The 14688-nt window shown below is 68.9% G+C and carries 13 protein-coding genes; 10 read left to right on the top strand and 3 right to left on the bottom strand.

The window, feature by feature from the left end:
- The first annotated feature begins 132 nt into the window (after window positions 1-132).
- From MRBLMI13_RS13120 to MRBLMI13_RS13110, 3 genes are read left to right on the top strand one after another with little or no spacing between them, the layout of a single operon-like run.
- Window positions 133-1887, top strand: a complete 1755-nt coding sequence (locus MRBLMI13_RS13120) for a thiamine pyrophosphate-binding protein (RefSeq protein ID WP_367823026.1) — start codon at window positions 133-135, stop codon at window positions 1885-1887.
- Window positions 1888-1914: 27 nt separating this feature from the next.
- On the top strand, window positions 1915-2769 hold the full coding sequence (locus tag MRBLMI13_RS13115) for a PhzF family phenazine biosynthesis protein (RefSeq protein WP_367823024.1): 855 nt from the start codon (window positions 1915-1917) through the stop codon (window positions 2767-2769).
- A gap of 34 nt (window positions 2770-2803) precedes the next feature.
- Window positions 2804-3238: an NUDIX hydrolase gene (locus tag MRBLMI13_RS13110; protein WP_042539362.1), complete on the top strand. Its 435-nt coding sequence runs from the start codon at window positions 2804-2806 to the stop codon at window positions 3236-3238.
- An 18-nt stretch (window positions 3239-3256) separates the two neighbouring features.
- Here the strand turns inward: MRBLMI13_RS13110 and MRBLMI13_RS13105 are convergent, their stop codons facing one another.
- Together MRBLMI13_RS13105 and MRBLMI13_RS13100 are read right to left on the bottom strand one after the other, a co-directional pair.
- Window positions 3257-3637 (bottom strand): VOC family protein, encoded by a 381-nt coding sequence (locus MRBLMI13_RS13105; protein ID WP_042539360.1) that lies wholly within the window; start codon window positions 3635-3637, stop codon window positions 3257-3259.
- Between the two features lie 281 nt (window positions 3638-3918).
- A complete protein-coding gene (locus MRBLMI13_RS13100; protein WP_367823021.1) occupies window positions 3919-5790 on the bottom strand; it encodes an FAD-dependent monooxygenase in 1872 nt (623 codons plus the stop codon).
- Window positions 5791-5922: 132 nt separating this feature from the next.
- On the opposite strand from MRBLMI13_RS13100, the gene MRBLMI13_RS13095 reads away from it, so the two are divergent.
- Entirely contained in the window at window positions 5923-6624 is a 702-nt protein-coding gene (locus MRBLMI13_RS13095; protein WP_042539356.1) for an IclR family transcriptional regulator, read from the top strand.
- 61 nt (window positions 6625-6685) lie between these two features.
- On the opposite strand, the gene MRBLMI13_RS13090 is transcribed toward MRBLMI13_RS13095, so the two are convergent.
- Window positions 6686-8065: an MFS transporter gene (locus MRBLMI13_RS13090; protein ID WP_042539354.1), complete on the bottom strand. Its 1380-nt coding sequence runs from the start codon at window positions 8063-8065 to the stop codon at window positions 6686-6688.
- A 79-nt stretch (window positions 8066-8144) separates the two neighbouring features.
- Between MRBLMI13_RS13090 and MRBLMI13_RS13085 the strand changes: the two genes are divergently transcribed.
- The 6 genes from MRBLMI13_RS13085 to MRBLMI13_RS13060 all read left to right on the top strand — a co-directional run bounded on the left by MRBLMI13_RS13085 (window position 8145) and on the right by MRBLMI13_RS13060 (window position 14688).
- The gene (locus MRBLMI13_RS13085) at window positions 8145-9686 is read left to right on the top strand and encodes a fumarylacetoacetate hydrolase family protein (RefSeq protein ID WP_414685959.1); all 1542 of its coding nucleotides are present in this window, start codon (window positions 8145-8147) and stop codon (window positions 9684-9686) included.
- Window positions 9683-10369, top strand: coding sequence for a GntR family transcriptional regulator (locus tag MRBLMI13_RS13080; protein WP_042539350.1), 687 nt, complete (start codon window positions 9683-9685; stop codon window positions 10367-10369). Before MRBLMI13_RS13085 ends, MRBLMI13_RS13080 begins: the two co-directional genes overlap by 4 nt.
- The gene (gene hpaE / locus MRBLMI13_RS13075) at window positions 10366-11862 is read left to right on the top strand and encodes a 5-carboxymethyl-2-hydroxymuconate semialdehyde dehydrogenase (RefSeq protein WP_042539348.1); all 1497 of its coding nucleotides are present in this window, start codon (window positions 10366-10368) and stop codon (window positions 11860-11862) included. Before MRBLMI13_RS13080 ends, hpaE begins: the two co-directional genes overlap by 4 nt.
- 14 nt (window positions 11863-11876) lie before the next feature.
- Window positions 11877-13040, top strand: coding sequence for a 3,4-dihydroxyphenylacetate 2,3-dioxygenase (gene hpaD, locus MRBLMI13_RS13070; RefSeq protein WP_042539346.1), 1164 nt, complete (start codon window positions 11877-11879; stop codon window positions 13038-13040).
- Window positions 13041-13114: 74 nt separating this feature from the next.
- Window positions 13115-13900 (top strand): fumarylacetoacetate hydrolase family protein, encoded by a 786-nt coding sequence (locus MRBLMI13_RS13065; protein ID WP_367823015.1) that lies wholly within the window; start codon window positions 13115-13117, stop codon window positions 13898-13900.
- Window positions 13885-14688, top strand: a complete 804-nt coding sequence (locus MRBLMI13_RS13060) for an HpcH/HpaI aldolase family protein (protein WP_309686688.1) — start codon at window positions 13885-13887, stop codon at window positions 14686-14688. Before MRBLMI13_RS13065 ends, MRBLMI13_RS13060 begins: the two co-directional genes overlap by 16 nt.

Genomic DNA, 14688 nt, shown 5'->3' with positions numbered 1-14688 from the left:
ATAGGATCTACCTGTCCGGCCCTCTGTGACGTCGGTGCCTGAAAAAGAGGCACGAAGCTCCCCACGAAGACGCGGGGGCGAGACACATACGGAATACGAATGTTCTCCGTCCCTGTCTCGAAAGGCTTTCGCATGCCCTCCGTCTCCGCGCACGTCGCACTCACTCTCGCTCAGCACATCGACGCCGTCTTCGGCGTGATGGGCAACGGCAACGCCTACTTCCTCGACGCGATCGAGACCCGGACGGACGCGGTCTTCACGGCCGTCCGGCACGAGCAGGGCGCCGTGGTCGCCGCCGACGCGCACTTCCGCGCCTCCGGGCGCATCGCCGCCGGCACCTCGACCTACGGCGCAGGCTTCACCAACACCCTCACGGCCCTCGCCGAGGCCGTGCAGGCCCACGTGCCGCTCGTGCTCGTGGTGGGCGACGAGCCGACCTCCGGCCCTCGCCCGTGGGATGTCGACCAGATCGCCCTGGCGTCCGCTGTCGGTGCCCGCACCTATACGGTCGGGCGTGCCGATGCCGCAGCGACGACCGTCATCGCGATCGAGCACGCCCTGACCTACCGCGTGCCCGTCGTGCTCGCCATCCCCTACGACGTCGCATCGCTCGAGGCCGGCCCTGTGCCGGAGGCGCCCGCGCCCGGCATCCCGGCGCCGCTCGCTCCGCGCGGGGAGTTCGCCGAGGGCACGCTCGACGAGATCGCCGAGGCGCTGCGCGGCGCATCGCGCCCGTTCCTGCTCGCCGGCCGCGGCGCCTGGTTGGCCGGAGCCGGCTCGGCGCTCGGCGAACTGGCGGCGCTGACCGGCGCCCTGACCGCCTCGTCCGCTCTCGGTCGCGGCGTCTTTCCCGAGACGCAGTACGACCTCGGCGTCACGGGTGGATTCGGCGCGGACGGCGCGATGGAGCTCGTGCGCACGGCAGACGTCGCCGTCGTCTTCGGCGCATCACTGAACCAGTTCACGATGCGGTTCGGTGAACTCTTCGCGCCCGGCACCAGGGTCTTCCAGGTCGACATCGCGCCGGCGGCCACGCACCCGCACGTCGGCGGCTTCGTTCGTGCCGACGCCCGTCTCGCCGCGGAGGCGCTGGTCGCCAGGGTCGGCTCGCTCGGCTCCGCTCTCAGCCCCGCAGCCGAGCACGACTGGGGAGCAGCGGCCCGCCCCGCCGAGACGACGGCGGTCATGCGCGGCGCGTCGACGCCGGCATCCGACGCCGTGCCCGGGCAGCCGTGGCGCGAGACCGTCGATGTCGCGGCCGCCCGAGCCTACGACGAGGGAGACGAACTCGCCCCCGACGGCCGTCTCGACCCCCGCTCGGCCGCGCGCCGCATCGCCGAGCTGCTGCCCGCAGACCGGGTCGTCGTCTCGGACGGCGGTCACTTCATCGGCTGGGCGAACATGTACTGGCCGGTCGAGGCACCCGATCGGATGATGATGGTCGGCACCGCCTTCCAGTCGATCGGCCAGGGCTGGCCGAGCGTCGTCGGTGCGGCTCTCGCCCGCCGGGATTCGACGGTCGTCCTCACCTCGGGCGACGGAGGCGGGCTCATGGCGATCGCCGACCTCGAGTCCGCCGTCCGCGCGGCAGCGGGACGCGGCATCGCCGTGATCTGGAACGACGCCGCCTACGGCGCCGAGGTCAACCTCTACGGGCTGAAGGGACTCGCCGAAGGTCCGATGCTGATCCCCGAGGTCGACTTCGCGGCGTTCGGTGCTGCGGTCGGCGCAGAGGGCGTCGTCGTCACGTCCCTCGCCGACCTCGAGCGGCTCGGCACGTGGGCGCAGGAGGATGCCGCGACACGGCGCTTCCTGCTGCTCGACCTCCGGATCTCGGGCGAGGTCATCGCGCCCTACCAGCAGGAGATCATCCGCGTGAACTCGTGACCCCGAGGCATCGCTAGGCTCCTCGTCATGACGGATGATCTGAGTGTCCTGCGATACAGCGCCTTCGCCGCGACTCCGGAGGGCGGCAACCCTGCGGGAGTCGTGCTCGATGCCGGCGGCGTGACGGACGAGCGGATGCAGCAGATCGCCGCGGACGTCGGATTCTCAGAGACCGCGTTCCTCGTCGGTCGCACGGACGAGTCCGGTGTGCCGCGATATCGGGCACGCTACTTCTCGCCCGCGGCGGAGGTGCCGTTCTGCGGACACGCGACGGTGGCGACGGCTGTCGCCCTCGCGGAGCGTGACGGACCGGGCGAGGTGGTGTTCGACACGAACGCGGGTGCCGTGACGCTGCGGTCGGTCGTGGACGCGCACAGCGGTGTGACCGTGTCGTTCACCAGCGTCGAACCCCAGGTGCGCGACCTCGACCCCGACGTGCTCGAGCGCCTGCTCGGAATGCTCGGCCTCACCCGGTCAGACCTCGACGACCGCTTCCCTGCGAGGGAGGCGTTCGCCGGGAACTGGCATCCGATCGTGGTCGTCGACGACCGCGAGCTGTTCGACCAGTTCCGCTTCTCCCCCGACGAGGTGGCCGCGCTCATGCGAGAGAACGGCTGGCTCGGCACCATCACCGTGCTGCATTCCGTCGGCCCCGCCGACTTCGACGCCCGGAATCTCTTCCCGGTCGGTCGCATCACCGAAGACCCGGCGACCGGCTCGGCCGCGGCATCCACCGGGGCCTACCTGCGCGCGCTCGGCCACCCGGAGACGACCGTGCGAATCCATCAGGGAGCACATGTGCGCCGACCGAGCCTGCTCACCGTGACCATCCCTCCCCGCGGCGGGATCGTCGTGTCCGGAGGCGCGACGCAGATCGTCTGAACCTCCGAGACCGGCGGTGCGTTAGTGTTCCGGGATGCCTGCCATCCGGAACATCGCTGTCGGCCTGCCTGTGAAGGACGGGCACCTGCTCGCCCTCGAGGGACACGACAGCTCGCGCCGGCTCGATTTCCTGCGCGCGATCGGCGGCGGCATCGAGTTCGGCGAGACGGCGGGCGACGCGCTGCGCCGTGAATTCATGGAAGAGCTCGGCGTCACACTCGAGGATGCCGAGCCGCTCGGCGTCTTCGAGAACATCTTCACGTACGAGGGCGAACCCGGACACGAGATCGCCCACGTCTTCGCCGTGACCTGTTCGGAGCTGGACGCGGTGCCCCTGGACGCCGAGCTCCGCATCCTCGACGAGGGCAGCCCTGTGCGCTGGGTGCCCATCGACGACATCCGCTCCGGCGCACGAGTGCTGTTCCCCTCGGGCGCACCCGAGGCACTGTTCTCGATCGCCGGACGCTGAACTCGACGCCCGCCGAACTCAGGCCTGAGCGCTGTAGTCCGGCAGCTCCTGCAGCGTCCACGTGTTGCCGTCGGGGTCGTCGAAGGTCACGAACCGGCCCCACGCCTGCTCATCGACACCCTGCGCTGCGACCCCGAGCCCCTGAAGATGGGCGAGCGCCTCATCGGCATCCGGAACGACGACCTGGATCGTGTTCTGCTGCCCGGGCAGCAGCCCCTCGCCCAGATTGGTGCCGAAGGCGATCGAGCAGGCTGAGCCGGGCGGGGTCATCTGCACGAACCGCAAGCCCTCGTAGGGAACCTGGTCGTGATCGGCATGGAAGCCGATCTTCTCGTAGAACTCCTTCGACCGGTCGACATCCGAGACCGGGACGAAGATCAGCTCGATCTTCCAGTCCATCACACGCTCCTCCTGTCGGGGCGACTTCGCCCATCGGCCCTCAGAGTACGCGCGGGCTCCGACACTCGCCAGAGGTGCCTCACTCGCCGGAGATGACTCGCTCGTGCGAGGCATCCGGCCCTCGCGAGGCATCCGGCCCTCGCGAGCCGTCTCCCCGACCAGTGCGTCGCCGCACCCGTACGCCCTCGGGAGGAGAACTGCGCCTCGGGAGGAGATCCCGCTGGAGATCCTCCTCCCGAGGGGATATCTCCTCCCGAAGGACGCAGGGCCCCGCGGCAGAGTCAGGATGCCGGCAGCAGTGCCCCGCCGAAGAAGTCCCCCAACTGGTCCGTCGCCTCCAAGGGCAGGATCGCGGCGACGTACTGGTCGGGACGCACCACGATCACGACGCCGTCGCGCGACAGCTCCCGCGCGTCGAAGATGTCGGTCTCCGTCCACTTCGACGGCCCCGCCGCATAGACCTTCTCCCAGTCGGTGAGCCCGAGCGGACCGGTCTTCGGCTGGAACAGAGCCGGAGTCGAGGTCACCTCGATCTCTTCGTACGGCTGCTGGTAGATCGCCTTCACATCGAACACCGCATCGGTGTCGGCATCTGCGGGCGTGAACCGTTCGAAGACGGGCGCAGCCGCGGCCGCCCACGCGTCGAGCGTCGCGGCATCGCGGCCCGCGAAGGCGTACACGCGCCAGCGACCGTCGGCCTTCGCGTGGTGGCCGAGGTGGATCGCGTTGCCGTCGCCGACCCTCACGACCTCAGCGGACTTGAAGCGCTTGCCGAGCGGGTAGCCGACCGCGAGACTCTGATGCGCGTCCGAGCCGGTGATCATCGACGACGTGTACTGGGTCATGAACCCGGAGGGGAACTCGGCCGTGGCGAGATAGTACGTCGCGAGGTCGGTCGGGTCGGTGATCTCCGAGGGCTTGCGCGCCATGAGCGTCGACCACTCCCGGTCGAAGTCGATGAGCTGCTGGGCGACGGGCCGACGCTCGGCACCGTATGTCGCGAGCAGCGCCTCGGGCGCGCGCCCGGTGAGCACCGATCCGAGCTTCCACCCGAGGTTGAAGCCGTCCTGCATCGACACGTTCATGCCCTGGCCCGCCTTGGCGCTGTGCGTGTGGCAGGCATCGCCCGTGAGGAACACTCGCGGCGTGCGGCCCGACCCGTCGATCACGTCGTCGAACCCGTCGGTGACCCGGTGCCCGACCTCGTAGACGCTGTGCCAGGCGACCTCCTTCACATCGAGCGTGTAGGGGCTGAGGATCGCGTTCGCCTTGGCGATGATCTCGTCGATCGGCGTCTGGCGCACGCGGTGGTCGTCGTCCTCGGCGACCTCGCCGAGGTCGATGTACATGCGGCTGAGGTAGCCGCCCTCGCGAGGGATGTGCAGGATGTTGCCCGCCTCCGAGTTGATCGCGCACTTGGTGCGCCAGTCGGGGAAGTCCGTGTTGACGAGCACGTCCATGACACCCCAGGCGTGCGCGGCGCTGCCGCCGACGTGCGTGCGTCCGATCGCCTGGCGTACGCCGCTGCGCGCGCCGTCGCACCCGGCGACGTACTTGGCACGGATCGTGCGCTCCTCCCCCGCCCGCTCACCCGCGACGTAGCGCAGCGAGACCTCGACCGGGTACTCGCCCTCGTCGTGCACGGTGAGTCCTGCGAACTCGATGCCGTAGTCGGGGGCGATGCGGCCAGGGCCGTTCACCGCGGCCTCGGCGAAGTAGTCGAGCACGCGCGCCTGGTTGACGATCAGGTGCGGGAACTCGCAGATGTCGTAGGCGTAGTCGGCGGTCCGCGAGGTGCGGACGATCTCGTTCGGCCGCTCGGGGTTCGGGCCCCAGAAGTTCATCCAGCCGATGTTGTAGGCCTCCGCGATGATGCGCTCGGCGAAGCCGAACGCCTGGAACGTCTCGACGCTCCGCGGCTGGATGCCGTCCGCCTGGCCGAGCACCAGACGACCTTCGCGCTTCTCGATGATGCGCGTCGAGACATCGGGGTATTGCGACATCTGGGCGGCGAGCAGCATGCCGGCGGGGCCGGAGCCGACGATCAGCACATCGATCTCGTCGGGGATGTCTGCGGGCCGCTCGGTGCCGATGCCTGCGGCATCCTTCACACGCGGGTCTCCCGAGACATAGCCGTGGTGGTGGAACTGCATCGTCGTCGATTCCTTCCGGACGTCACTGTCGGGTGTTGCGATCGAATCGATCGTGTTCTATATTCGAACACGACGTTCTACTATTGAACACAGCTTAGGGACGCCCGTCCCGAAACGCAAGGGAGCGCACGCATGCCCGAAGGCACTCCGGCCTCGCAGACCCTCAGCCGCGGCATCCGGATCCTCGAGGTGCTCGCCGATGCGCGGATCCCGCTCACGATCGACGAGATCGCCGTGAGACTCGACGTCCATCGCTCGGTCGCATACCGGCTGCTGCGCACGCTGGAAGACCACCGACTGATCGGGAGAGACGCGTCAGGCGCTGTGACGCTGGGCCCGCGCATGGCAGCGCTGGCCGCCGGCGTCGCCCACGATCTGCAGGCCGAGGCGATCCCCGAGCTGACCGCGATCGCGAACGAACTCGGCATGACCTGCTTCCTCGGCGTGCTCGACGGAGACGACTGCATCACACTCGCGAGCATCGAGCCTCGTCACGCGATCGCGAGCGTCGCACAGCGGCCGGGCGCCCGGCATCCGGTCACGGTGGGGGCACCTGGCAAGGCGATCCTCACGCAGCTCCCGATCTCGCAATGGCCGGGTGATGCCCGCGCGGCCCTGCACGCAGAGGTCGACGAGGCGCGCGTGCGCGGATACGCGACGAGTCACGACGAGGTCATCCCCACCGTGCAGTCGGTCGCCGTGCCGCTCGCGCTTCGCGGTCAGCGCCCTGCGGCGATCGCGGTCGTGCATGTCGCCACCGACCTCGACGACGCGGAGATCGCGGCGCGTCTGCGGCGCTCTGCAGCATCGATCCGCGAAGCCCTCGACGGCTGAGTCGCAGATGCGCCGAACGCACGCCCGCGAGGCGGACGTGCGTTCGGCGTGAGGGCGTGCGTCAGACCTTGGCGAGCCCACGGATCGGGCTCACCGACTGCTCCTCCTCGTGATCCGGACCCAGGGGGATGCCGGAGCGATCACGCAGCAGCAGGGTCGCGATGAGGCCGAGCAGCGTCATGCCGGCGAGGTACCAGGTGACGGCCTGCGTCGAACCGGTGGCCTGCACGATCGCGGTCGCGATGGTCGGCGCGAACGCCCCGCCGGCGATCGCGCCGATGGCGTACGAGATCGAGACGCCCGAGAAGCGGATGCTCGCAGGGAAGAGCTCGGTGTAGAGAGCCGCCTGAGGTCCGTACGTGAAGCCGAGACCGATCGTCAGGATCGCGAGCCCTGCGAAGAGCAGCCCGACGTCGCCGGTGTTGACGAGCGGGAACAGCGCGAACACACCGACGAGCTGCATCACCCAGCCGATGATGTAGGTGGTACGTCGGCCGATGCGGTCCGACAGCCACCCTGCGATGAGAGTCGTGATGAGCCACGTGACGGCCGACCCGGTGACCGCCCACAGCACGGGTCCGCGCTCGAGGCCGATCGGGCCCTCGGGGTTGGTGGCGTATCCCTGGATGTATCCACCGGTCGTCATGTAGCCGACCGCGTTGTTGCCGGCGAAGACGAGTGCAGCGACGATCACGAGCAGGAGGTGCTTGCGGAACAGCTGCACGATCGGCATGCTCGCCTTCTCCTTGCGCTCCGCGAGCTCGATGAAGACCGGGCTCTCCTCGACCTTCCGGCGCACGTAGTAGCCGACGAGGATCAGGACGACGCTCAGGAGGAACGGGATGCGCCAGCCCCACTGCAGGAACTGATCTCCCGGTGCGATCGCCGTCATCAGCGCCATCACTCCCGACGCGAGCAGCAGGCCGAGCGGCACGCCGATCTGCGGCGATGCGCCGAAGATCCCGCGCTTCGCCTTGGGAGCGTGCTCGACGGCCATCAGCACCGCGCCGCCCCACTCGCCACCGGCCGAGATGCCCTGCAGGATGCGCAGCAGCACCAACAGGATCGGCGCAGCGACACCGATCGCGTCGTATGTCGGCAGCACACCGATGAGGGCGGTCGCGGCCCCCATCAGGATCAGGGTCCACATGAGCACGGCCTTGCGGCCGAACTTGTCACCGTAGTGGCCGGCGAGGAACGCCCCGAGAGGACGGAAGAGGAAGCTCACGCCGACGGTCGCGAACGCGACTATGGCGCTGTTCGCTCCGAGCGGCTCGAAGAACAGCTGCCCGAAGACCAGGCCGACGGCCGTGGCGTAGATGAAGAAGTCGTACCACTCGACGGTGGTGCCGACGACGGTGGCGAAGACGACGCGGCGCCGATCCGCCGGTGTCGCGATGGTTCCGGTGGGCGTGAACCCAGCCTGTGACTGCCCGCTCATGGGGTGTCTCCTTTGATTGTGACCGCATTGTCACGGCTCGCGCACGAGGTGTTCGAGTTGCTTGCCGAGGGGTGACACGATGATATATGATTTCGAATACGACGCACAAGGCGTCGAACAAAGCGCGAGGAGGCGCCCCGTGACGGCATCCATGACCCGCCCCGGCAAGATCATCGCGATCCACCTGAGCTACGCCTCCCGTGCCGATCAGCGCGGCCGTCGCCCCGCAGCCCCCTCCTACTTCTTCAAACCGGCCAGTTCGGTCGCCGCCTCGGGCGGCACGGTCGAACGCCCGGCCGGCACGGAGCTCCTGGCCTTCGAGGGCGAGATCGCCCTCGTGATCGGGACCCCCGCGCGTCGCGTCTCGCTCGACGACGCCTGGAGCCACGTCGGCTGGGTCACCGCCTCGAACGACCTGGGGCTCTACGACCTGCGCGCCAACGACAAGGGCTCGAACGTGCGCTCCAAGGGCGGCGACGGCTACACGCCTCTCGGCCCGGAGCTCATCGACGCCCGCACCGTCGATCCCGCCGCACTGCGCGTGCGGGCCTGGGTCAACGGCGACCTGCGTCAGGACGACACCACGGCCGGACTCATCTTCCCTCTGGCTCAGCTCGTCGCGGATCTCTCTCAGCACTTCACGCTCGAACCGGGCGACGTCATCCTCACCGGCACCCCCGCAGGGTCCTCCGTGATCGTCCCGGGTGACGTGGTCGAGATCGAGGTCGATGCTCCGGATGCCCCGGGCGCGCCGTCCTCCGGTCGGCTCGTCACGACGGTGACACAGGGCGACGTGCCCTTCGACGCCGATCTCGGATCGCTTCCGGCCGTCGACGACCTGCAGCGCACCGAGGCCTGGGGGTCGCGCGAAGAGGCCGGCCTGCCCGCCGAGGCGACAGCGCCGGCCCTCTCCCCCGAGCTGCGCGCCAAGCTGCTCGAGGCCCCCACTGCCGGTCTCTCGGCGCAGCTGCGCAAACGAGGACACCACTCGTGCTTCATCGACGGGGTGGCCGCGAACATCCCCGGCAGCAAGATCGTCGGCACGGCCAAGACGCTGCGCTTCGTCCCGTTCCGTGAAGACCTCTTCAGGACCCACGGAGGCGGCTACAACGCCCAGAAGCGCGCGTTCGACGCCGTCGACGAGGGCGAGATCATCGTGATCGAGGCCCGCGGCGATGCGACCACAGGCACGCTCGGTGACATCCTCGCGCTGCGCGCTCGCGCCCGCGGCGCAGCCGGCGTCGTCACCGACGGCGGTGTGCGCGACTTCGACGCGGTCGCCGAGATCGGCCTCCCGGTGTTCTCGCAGGGCGCGCACCCCTCGGTCCTCGGCCGCAAGCACGTGCCGTGGGACTCCGACATCACCATCTCCTGCGGCGGCGCGACCGTGCAGCCCGGCGACATCATCGTGGGCGACAGCGACGGCGTCATCGTCATCCCGCCCGCTCTCGCCGAACAGATCGCCGACGACACTCTCGCGCAGGAGATCGAGGACGCCTGGATCGCCGAGCAGGTCGCGGCCGGGCACCCCGTCGACGGGCTGTTCCCGCTCAATGCGGAATGGCGTGCCAGATACGAAGCCGCGACGGGCGCAGGGTCCGACACCGGGTCCCGCTCATGACCACGGTCGCGAACTCGAGCAAATCGGAGCAGGCGTACGTCTGGATCCGTTCGCGCATCTCCGGCCACACATTCGGCCCCGGCTACCGCCTCGTTCTGGGGTCGCTCGCCGAAGAGCTCGGCATGAGCGTCGTGCCGGTGCGCGAAGCCATCCGCCGCCTCGAAGCCGAAGGCCTCGTGACCTTCGAGCGCAACGTCGGCGCCCGCGTCACCCTCGTCGACGAGAGCGAGTACGCGCACACCATGCAGACGCTCGGGCTCGTCGAAGGCGCGGCCACCGCCCTCTCGGCACCGCTGCTCGACTCCGAGACGCTCGATGCGGCCGAGGCGGTCAACGAGCGGATGACGCAGATGCTCGGTCACCTCGATGCGCACGCGTTCACCGAGCTCAACCGGCAGTTCCATTCGCTGCTCTTCGAGCCCTGCCCGAACCCGCATCTGCTCGACCTCGTCCACCGCGGCTGGGCGCGACTGTCCGGCATCCGCGATTCGACGTTCGCCTATGTGCCGGGCCGCGCGCAGCACTCGGTCGAAGAGCACACCCAGATCCTCGAGCTCATCCGAGCGGGTGCCGACCCGCTCGAGATCGAACTCGCCGCCCGCAACCACAGGCTGCGCACGAGGGACGCGTTCCTCGACGCGCTGCACGCCCGTTCTCACCACAACTCAGGAGACGAGTCATGACCGATTCCCGCATCCCCGCCGATCTGCCCGACCACATCCAGCACTACATCGACGGCGCGTTCGTCGACTCGGTCGACGGCGACACGTTCGATGTGCTCGACCCCGTGACCAACAAGACCTACACGACGGCCGCCGCCGGCAAGAAGGCCGACATCGAGCTCGCCGTCGCCGCAGCGAAGCGCGCGTTCGACGAGGGCCCGTGGCCGCGGATGCTCCCCCGTGAGCGCTCGCGCGTGCTGCACAGGATCGCCGACCTCGTCGAGTCGCGCGATGCCCGTCTGGCAGAGCTCGAGTCCTACGACTCCGGCCTCCCGATCACTCAGGCCCTCGGCCAGGCCCGCCGCGCCGCCGAGAACTTCCGCTTCTTCGCCGATCTGATCGTCGCGCAGTCCGATGACGCCTTCAAGGTGCCCGGCAAGCAGATGAACTACGTCAACCGCAAGCCGATCGGCGTCGCGGGGCTCATCACGCCGTGGAACACGCCGTTCATGCTCGAGTCATGGAAGCTCGGCCCCGCACTCGCGACCGGCAACACCGTGGTGCTCAAGCCCGCCGAGTTCACACCTCTCTCCGCTTCGCTCTGGGCCGGGATCTTCGAGGAGGCCGGCCTGCCGAAGGGTGTCTTCAACCTCGTGAACGGCCTCGGCGAGGATGCCGGAGACGCGCTCGTGAAGCATCCGGACGTGCCGCTCATCTCGTTCACGGGCGAGAGCTCGACCGGACAGCTGATCTTCGGCAACGCCGCCCCGTTCCTCAAGGGACTCTCGATGGAGCTCGGCGGCAAGTCGCCCGCCGTCGTCTTCGCCGACGCCGACCTCGAAGCGGCGGTCGACGCCACGATCTTCGGTGTCTTCTCGCTCAACGGCGAGCGCTGCACCGCAGGATCCCGCATCCTCGTCGAGCGCTCGATCTACGAGGAGTTCGTCGAGAAGTACGCCGCGCAGGCGAAGCGCGTCAAGGTCGGCTACCCGCACGACCCCGCGACCGAGGTCGGCGCCCTCGTGCACCCCGAGCACTACGACAAGGTGATGAGCTACGTCGAGATCGGCAAGACCGAGGGTCGGCTCGTCGCCGGTGGAGGACGCCCCGAAGGATTCGACGAGGGCAACTTCGTCGCCCCCACGGTGTTCGCAGACGTCTCCCCCGACGCCCGCATCTTCCAGGAGGAGATCTTCGGTCCGGTCGTCGCGATCACCCCGTTCGACTCCGACGACGAGGCGCTCGCCCTCGCGAACAACACGAAGTACGGCCTCGCCGCCTACATCTGGACGAACGATCTGAAGCGCGCGCACAACTTCGCGCAGTCGGTCGAGGCCGGCATGGTGTGGCTGAACAGCAACAACGTGCGCGACCTGCGCACCCCGTTCGGCGGCGTCAAGGCCTCGGGCCTCGGCCACGAGGGCGGCTACCGGTCGATCGACTTCTACACCGACCAGCAGAGCGTGCACATCACGCTCGGCGGCGCTCACAATCCGACCTTCGGCAAGAACTGATCAAGGACCCTGACATGACCGACAAGACTGCGAAGACGCTGACCTCATCGGGCTACTACGTGAGCCAGGAGGCTCCGATCCAGACCGACAACCCCATCGCGACGCCCGAGAGCACGCCTCCGGATGTGCTCCGTTGCGCCTACATGGAACTGGTCGTGACCGACCTCGCCGCCTCGCGGGTGTTCTATGTCGACGTCCTGGGTCTGTACGTCACCGAGGAGGACGACGAGGCGATCTACCTCCGCTCGACGGAGGAGTTCATCCACCACAATCTCGTGCTGCGCAAGGGCCCGATCGCCGCAGTCGCCGCATTCTCGTACCGCGTCCGCGACGCCTCCGACCTCGACCGGGCCGTCGCGTTCTACACCGAGCTCGGCTGTGACGTGCGCCGCAACCCCGACGGCTTCGTCAAGGGCGTCGGCGACTCGGTGCGCGTGGTCGACCCGCTCGGCTTCCCGATCGAGTTCTTCCACCAGTCCGACCACGTCGAGCGGATGTCGTGGCGCTACGACCTGCACATCCCGGGCGAGCTCGTGCGTCTCGACCACTTCAACCAGGTCACCCCCGACGTCCCCCGTGCGGTCAAGTTCATGCAGGACCTGGGCTTCCGCGTCACGGAGGACATCCAGGACGACGAGGGCACCGTCTACGCGGCGTGGATGCGCCGCAAGCCGACCGTGCACGACACGGCGATGACCGGCGGCGACGGACCGCGCATGCACCACGTGTGCTTCGCGACCCACGAGAAGCACAACATCCTCGCGATCTGCGACAAGCTCGGAGCCCTGCGCCGCTCCGACGCCATCGAGCGCGGCCCCGGCCGCCACGGCGTCTCGAACGCGTTCTACCTGTACCTGCGCGACCCCGACGGCCACCGCGTCGAGGTGTACACGCAGGACTACTACACCGGCGACCCCGACAACCCCGTCATCACCTGGGACGTCCATGACAACCAGCGTCGGGACTGGTGGGGCAACCCGGTCGTGCCCTCCTGGTACACCGAGGCCTCGCTCGTGCTCGACCTCGACGGCAACCCCCAGCCCGTCGTGGCTCGCACCGACGACTCCGAGATGGCCGTGACGATCGGGGCGGACGGGTTCTCGTACACGCGCCCGGACGACGACAAGGACATGCCCGAGTACAAGCAGGGCGAGTACAAGCTCGGTCACCAGCTCTGAGACGCTTCGTGTCCCGCTCGTCGAGCGGGGCACGAAGCACCGAGACGAAACGCACCCACAGGAAGCAGGAACGGATGCTGTCAGCAGACACCGTCGCGCAGATCGCCGCGGAACTGGCCGAGGCCGACCGGAACCACGCGGTGATCCCGCGCATCACGGCGCGCTACCCCGAGGCCACCGTCGAGGACTCGTATGCGATCCAGGGCGTGTGGCGCGATTCGCAGATCGCCGCAGGGCGTCGTCTCGTCGGTCGCAAGATCGGGCTGACGTCGAAGGCGATGCAGCAGGCCACGGGCATCACCGAGCCCGACTACGGCGTGATGTTCGACGACACCGTCTACGAGTCCGGCGCCGAGATCCCGGTCGACCACTTCTCGAACGTGCGCATCGAGGTCGAGCTCGCGTTCGTGCTCAAGCATCCGCTCGAGGGCCCTGACTGCACGCTCGACGACGCACTCGCGGCGATCGACTACGCGGTTCCGGCGCTCGAGGTGCTGAACTCGCACATCGAGCTCGAGGGCCGGACGATCGTCGACACGATCAGCGACAACGCCGCGTACGGCGCGATGGTGCTCGGCACGGTGCGCAAGCGTCCGGACGAGATCGATCTGCGCTGGGTGCCCGGAGTGCTGTCACGCAACGGCGAGATCGAGGAGACCGGCGTCGCGGCCGGTGTGCTCGGTCATCCGGCGACAGGTGTCGCGTGGCTCGCGAACAAGTTCCACCAGCACGGCGCGCGGCTCGAGGCCGGGGAGATCATCCTGGCAGGATCGTTCACACGCCCGATGTGGGTGTCGCGCGGCGACGAGGTGCTGTGCGACTACGGACCGATGGGAACGATCGCATGCCGCTTCATCTGAGCCCCTCCTTCCGCGAGCAGCTCGCCGCCTCCGACCGATCGCTCGTCGGGATGTGGGCGTGCTCGGGCAGCCCGCTCGTCACCGAGGTCGCCGCCGGATCCGGTCTCGACTGGCTGCTCATCGACATGGAGCACTCGGCCAACACGCTCGAGTCCACTCTGCTGCAGCTGCAGGTCGCGGCCGCCTACCCCATCGTCCCCGTCGTGCGCGTCCCGTTCAACGATGCCGTCGCGATCAAGCAGGTCCTCGACCTCGGTGCGCAGAACATCATCGTCCCGATGGTGTCGTCCGCCGATGAAGCTCGCGCCGCGGTCGCCGCGACGCGCTACCCGCCGCACGGTGTGCGCGGAGTCGGCAGCGCGCTCGCCCGCAGCGCCCGCTGGAACCGCGTCGACGGCTACCTGCAGGACTCGGCACGGCACACCTCGCTGACCGTGCAGATCGAGACGACGGCCGGAGTCGACGCCGCCGCCGAGATCGCGTCGGTCGACGGCGTGGATGCGGTGTTCGTCGGCCCGTCCGACCTCTCGGCATCGATGGGGCTCCTCGGCCAGCAGACGCACCCTGATGTCGTCGGTGCGGTCGAGCGGGTCTTCGCTGCAGTCAAGGGTGCGGGCACTCCCGTCGGCGTGAACGCCTTCGACCCCGCCACCGCCGATTCGTACATCGCAGCCGGCGCCGATTTCGTGGCCGTCGGCGCCGACGTGGCGATGCTCGCACGAGCATCCGAGGCTCTCGCCGCGCGCTTCATCCCGGCCTCCGACGACGCCGCCCGCGCCAGCTACTGA

It is taken from the genome of Microbacterium sp. LMI13-1-1.1, assembly GCF_040815625.1.
Taxonomy (GTDB): Bacteria; Actinomycetota; Actinomycetes; order Actinomycetales; family Microbacteriaceae; genus Microbacterium; species Microbacterium forte.
This window is presented reverse-complemented; position numbering and strand designations above follow the sequence as displayed.

Excerpts from the sequence above, each read along its gene's own strand:
- MRBLMI13_RS13120 (WP_367823026.1), top strand. The coding sequence starts at position 133 with ATGCCCTCCGTCTCCGCGCACGTCGCACTCACTCTCGCTCAGCACATC.
- MRBLMI13_RS13115 (WP_367823024.1), top strand. The coding sequence starts at position 1,915 with ATGACGGATGATCTGAGTGTCCTGCGATACAGCGCCTTCGCCGCGACT.
- MRBLMI13_RS13110 (WP_042539362.1), top strand. The coding sequence starts at position 2,804 with ATGCCTGCCATCCGGAACATCGCTGTCGGCCTGCCTGTGAAGGACGGG.
- MRBLMI13_RS13105 (WP_042539360.1), bottom strand. The coding sequence starts at position 3,637 with ATGGACTGGAAGATCGAGCTGATCTTCGTCCCGGTCTCGGATGTCGAC.
- MRBLMI13_RS13100 (WP_367823021.1), bottom strand. The coding sequence starts at position 5,790 with ATGCAGTTCCACCACCACGGCTATGTCTCGGGAGACCCGCGTGTGAAG.
- MRBLMI13_RS13095 (WP_042539356.1), top strand. The coding sequence starts at position 5,923 with ATGCCCGAAGGCACTCCGGCCTCGCAGACCCTCAGCCGCGGCATCCGG.
- MRBLMI13_RS13090 (WP_042539354.1), bottom strand. The coding sequence starts at position 8,065 with ATGAGCGGGCAGTCACAGGCTGGGTTCACGCCCACCGGAACCATCGCG.
- MRBLMI13_RS13085 (WP_414685959.1), top strand. The coding sequence starts at position 8,145 with ATGATATATGATTTCGAATACGACGCACAAGGCGTCGAACAAAGCGCG.
- MRBLMI13_RS13080 (WP_042539350.1), top strand. The coding sequence starts at position 9,683 with ATGACCACGGTCGCGAACTCGAGCAAATCGGAGCAGGCGTACGTCTGG.
- hpaE (WP_042539348.1), top strand. The coding sequence starts at position 10,366 with ATGACCGATTCCCGCATCCCCGCCGATCTGCCCGACCACATCCAGCAC.
- hpaD (WP_042539346.1), top strand. The coding sequence starts at position 11,877 with ATGACCGACAAGACTGCGAAGACGCTGACCTCATCGGGCTACTACGTG.
- MRBLMI13_RS13065 (WP_367823015.1), top strand. The coding sequence starts at position 13,115 with ATGCTGTCAGCAGACACCGTCGCGCAGATCGCCGCGGAACTGGCCGAG.
- MRBLMI13_RS13060 (WP_309686688.1), top strand. The coding sequence starts at position 13,885 with ATGCCGCTTCATCTGAGCCCCTCCTTCCGCGAGCAGCTCGCCGCCTCC.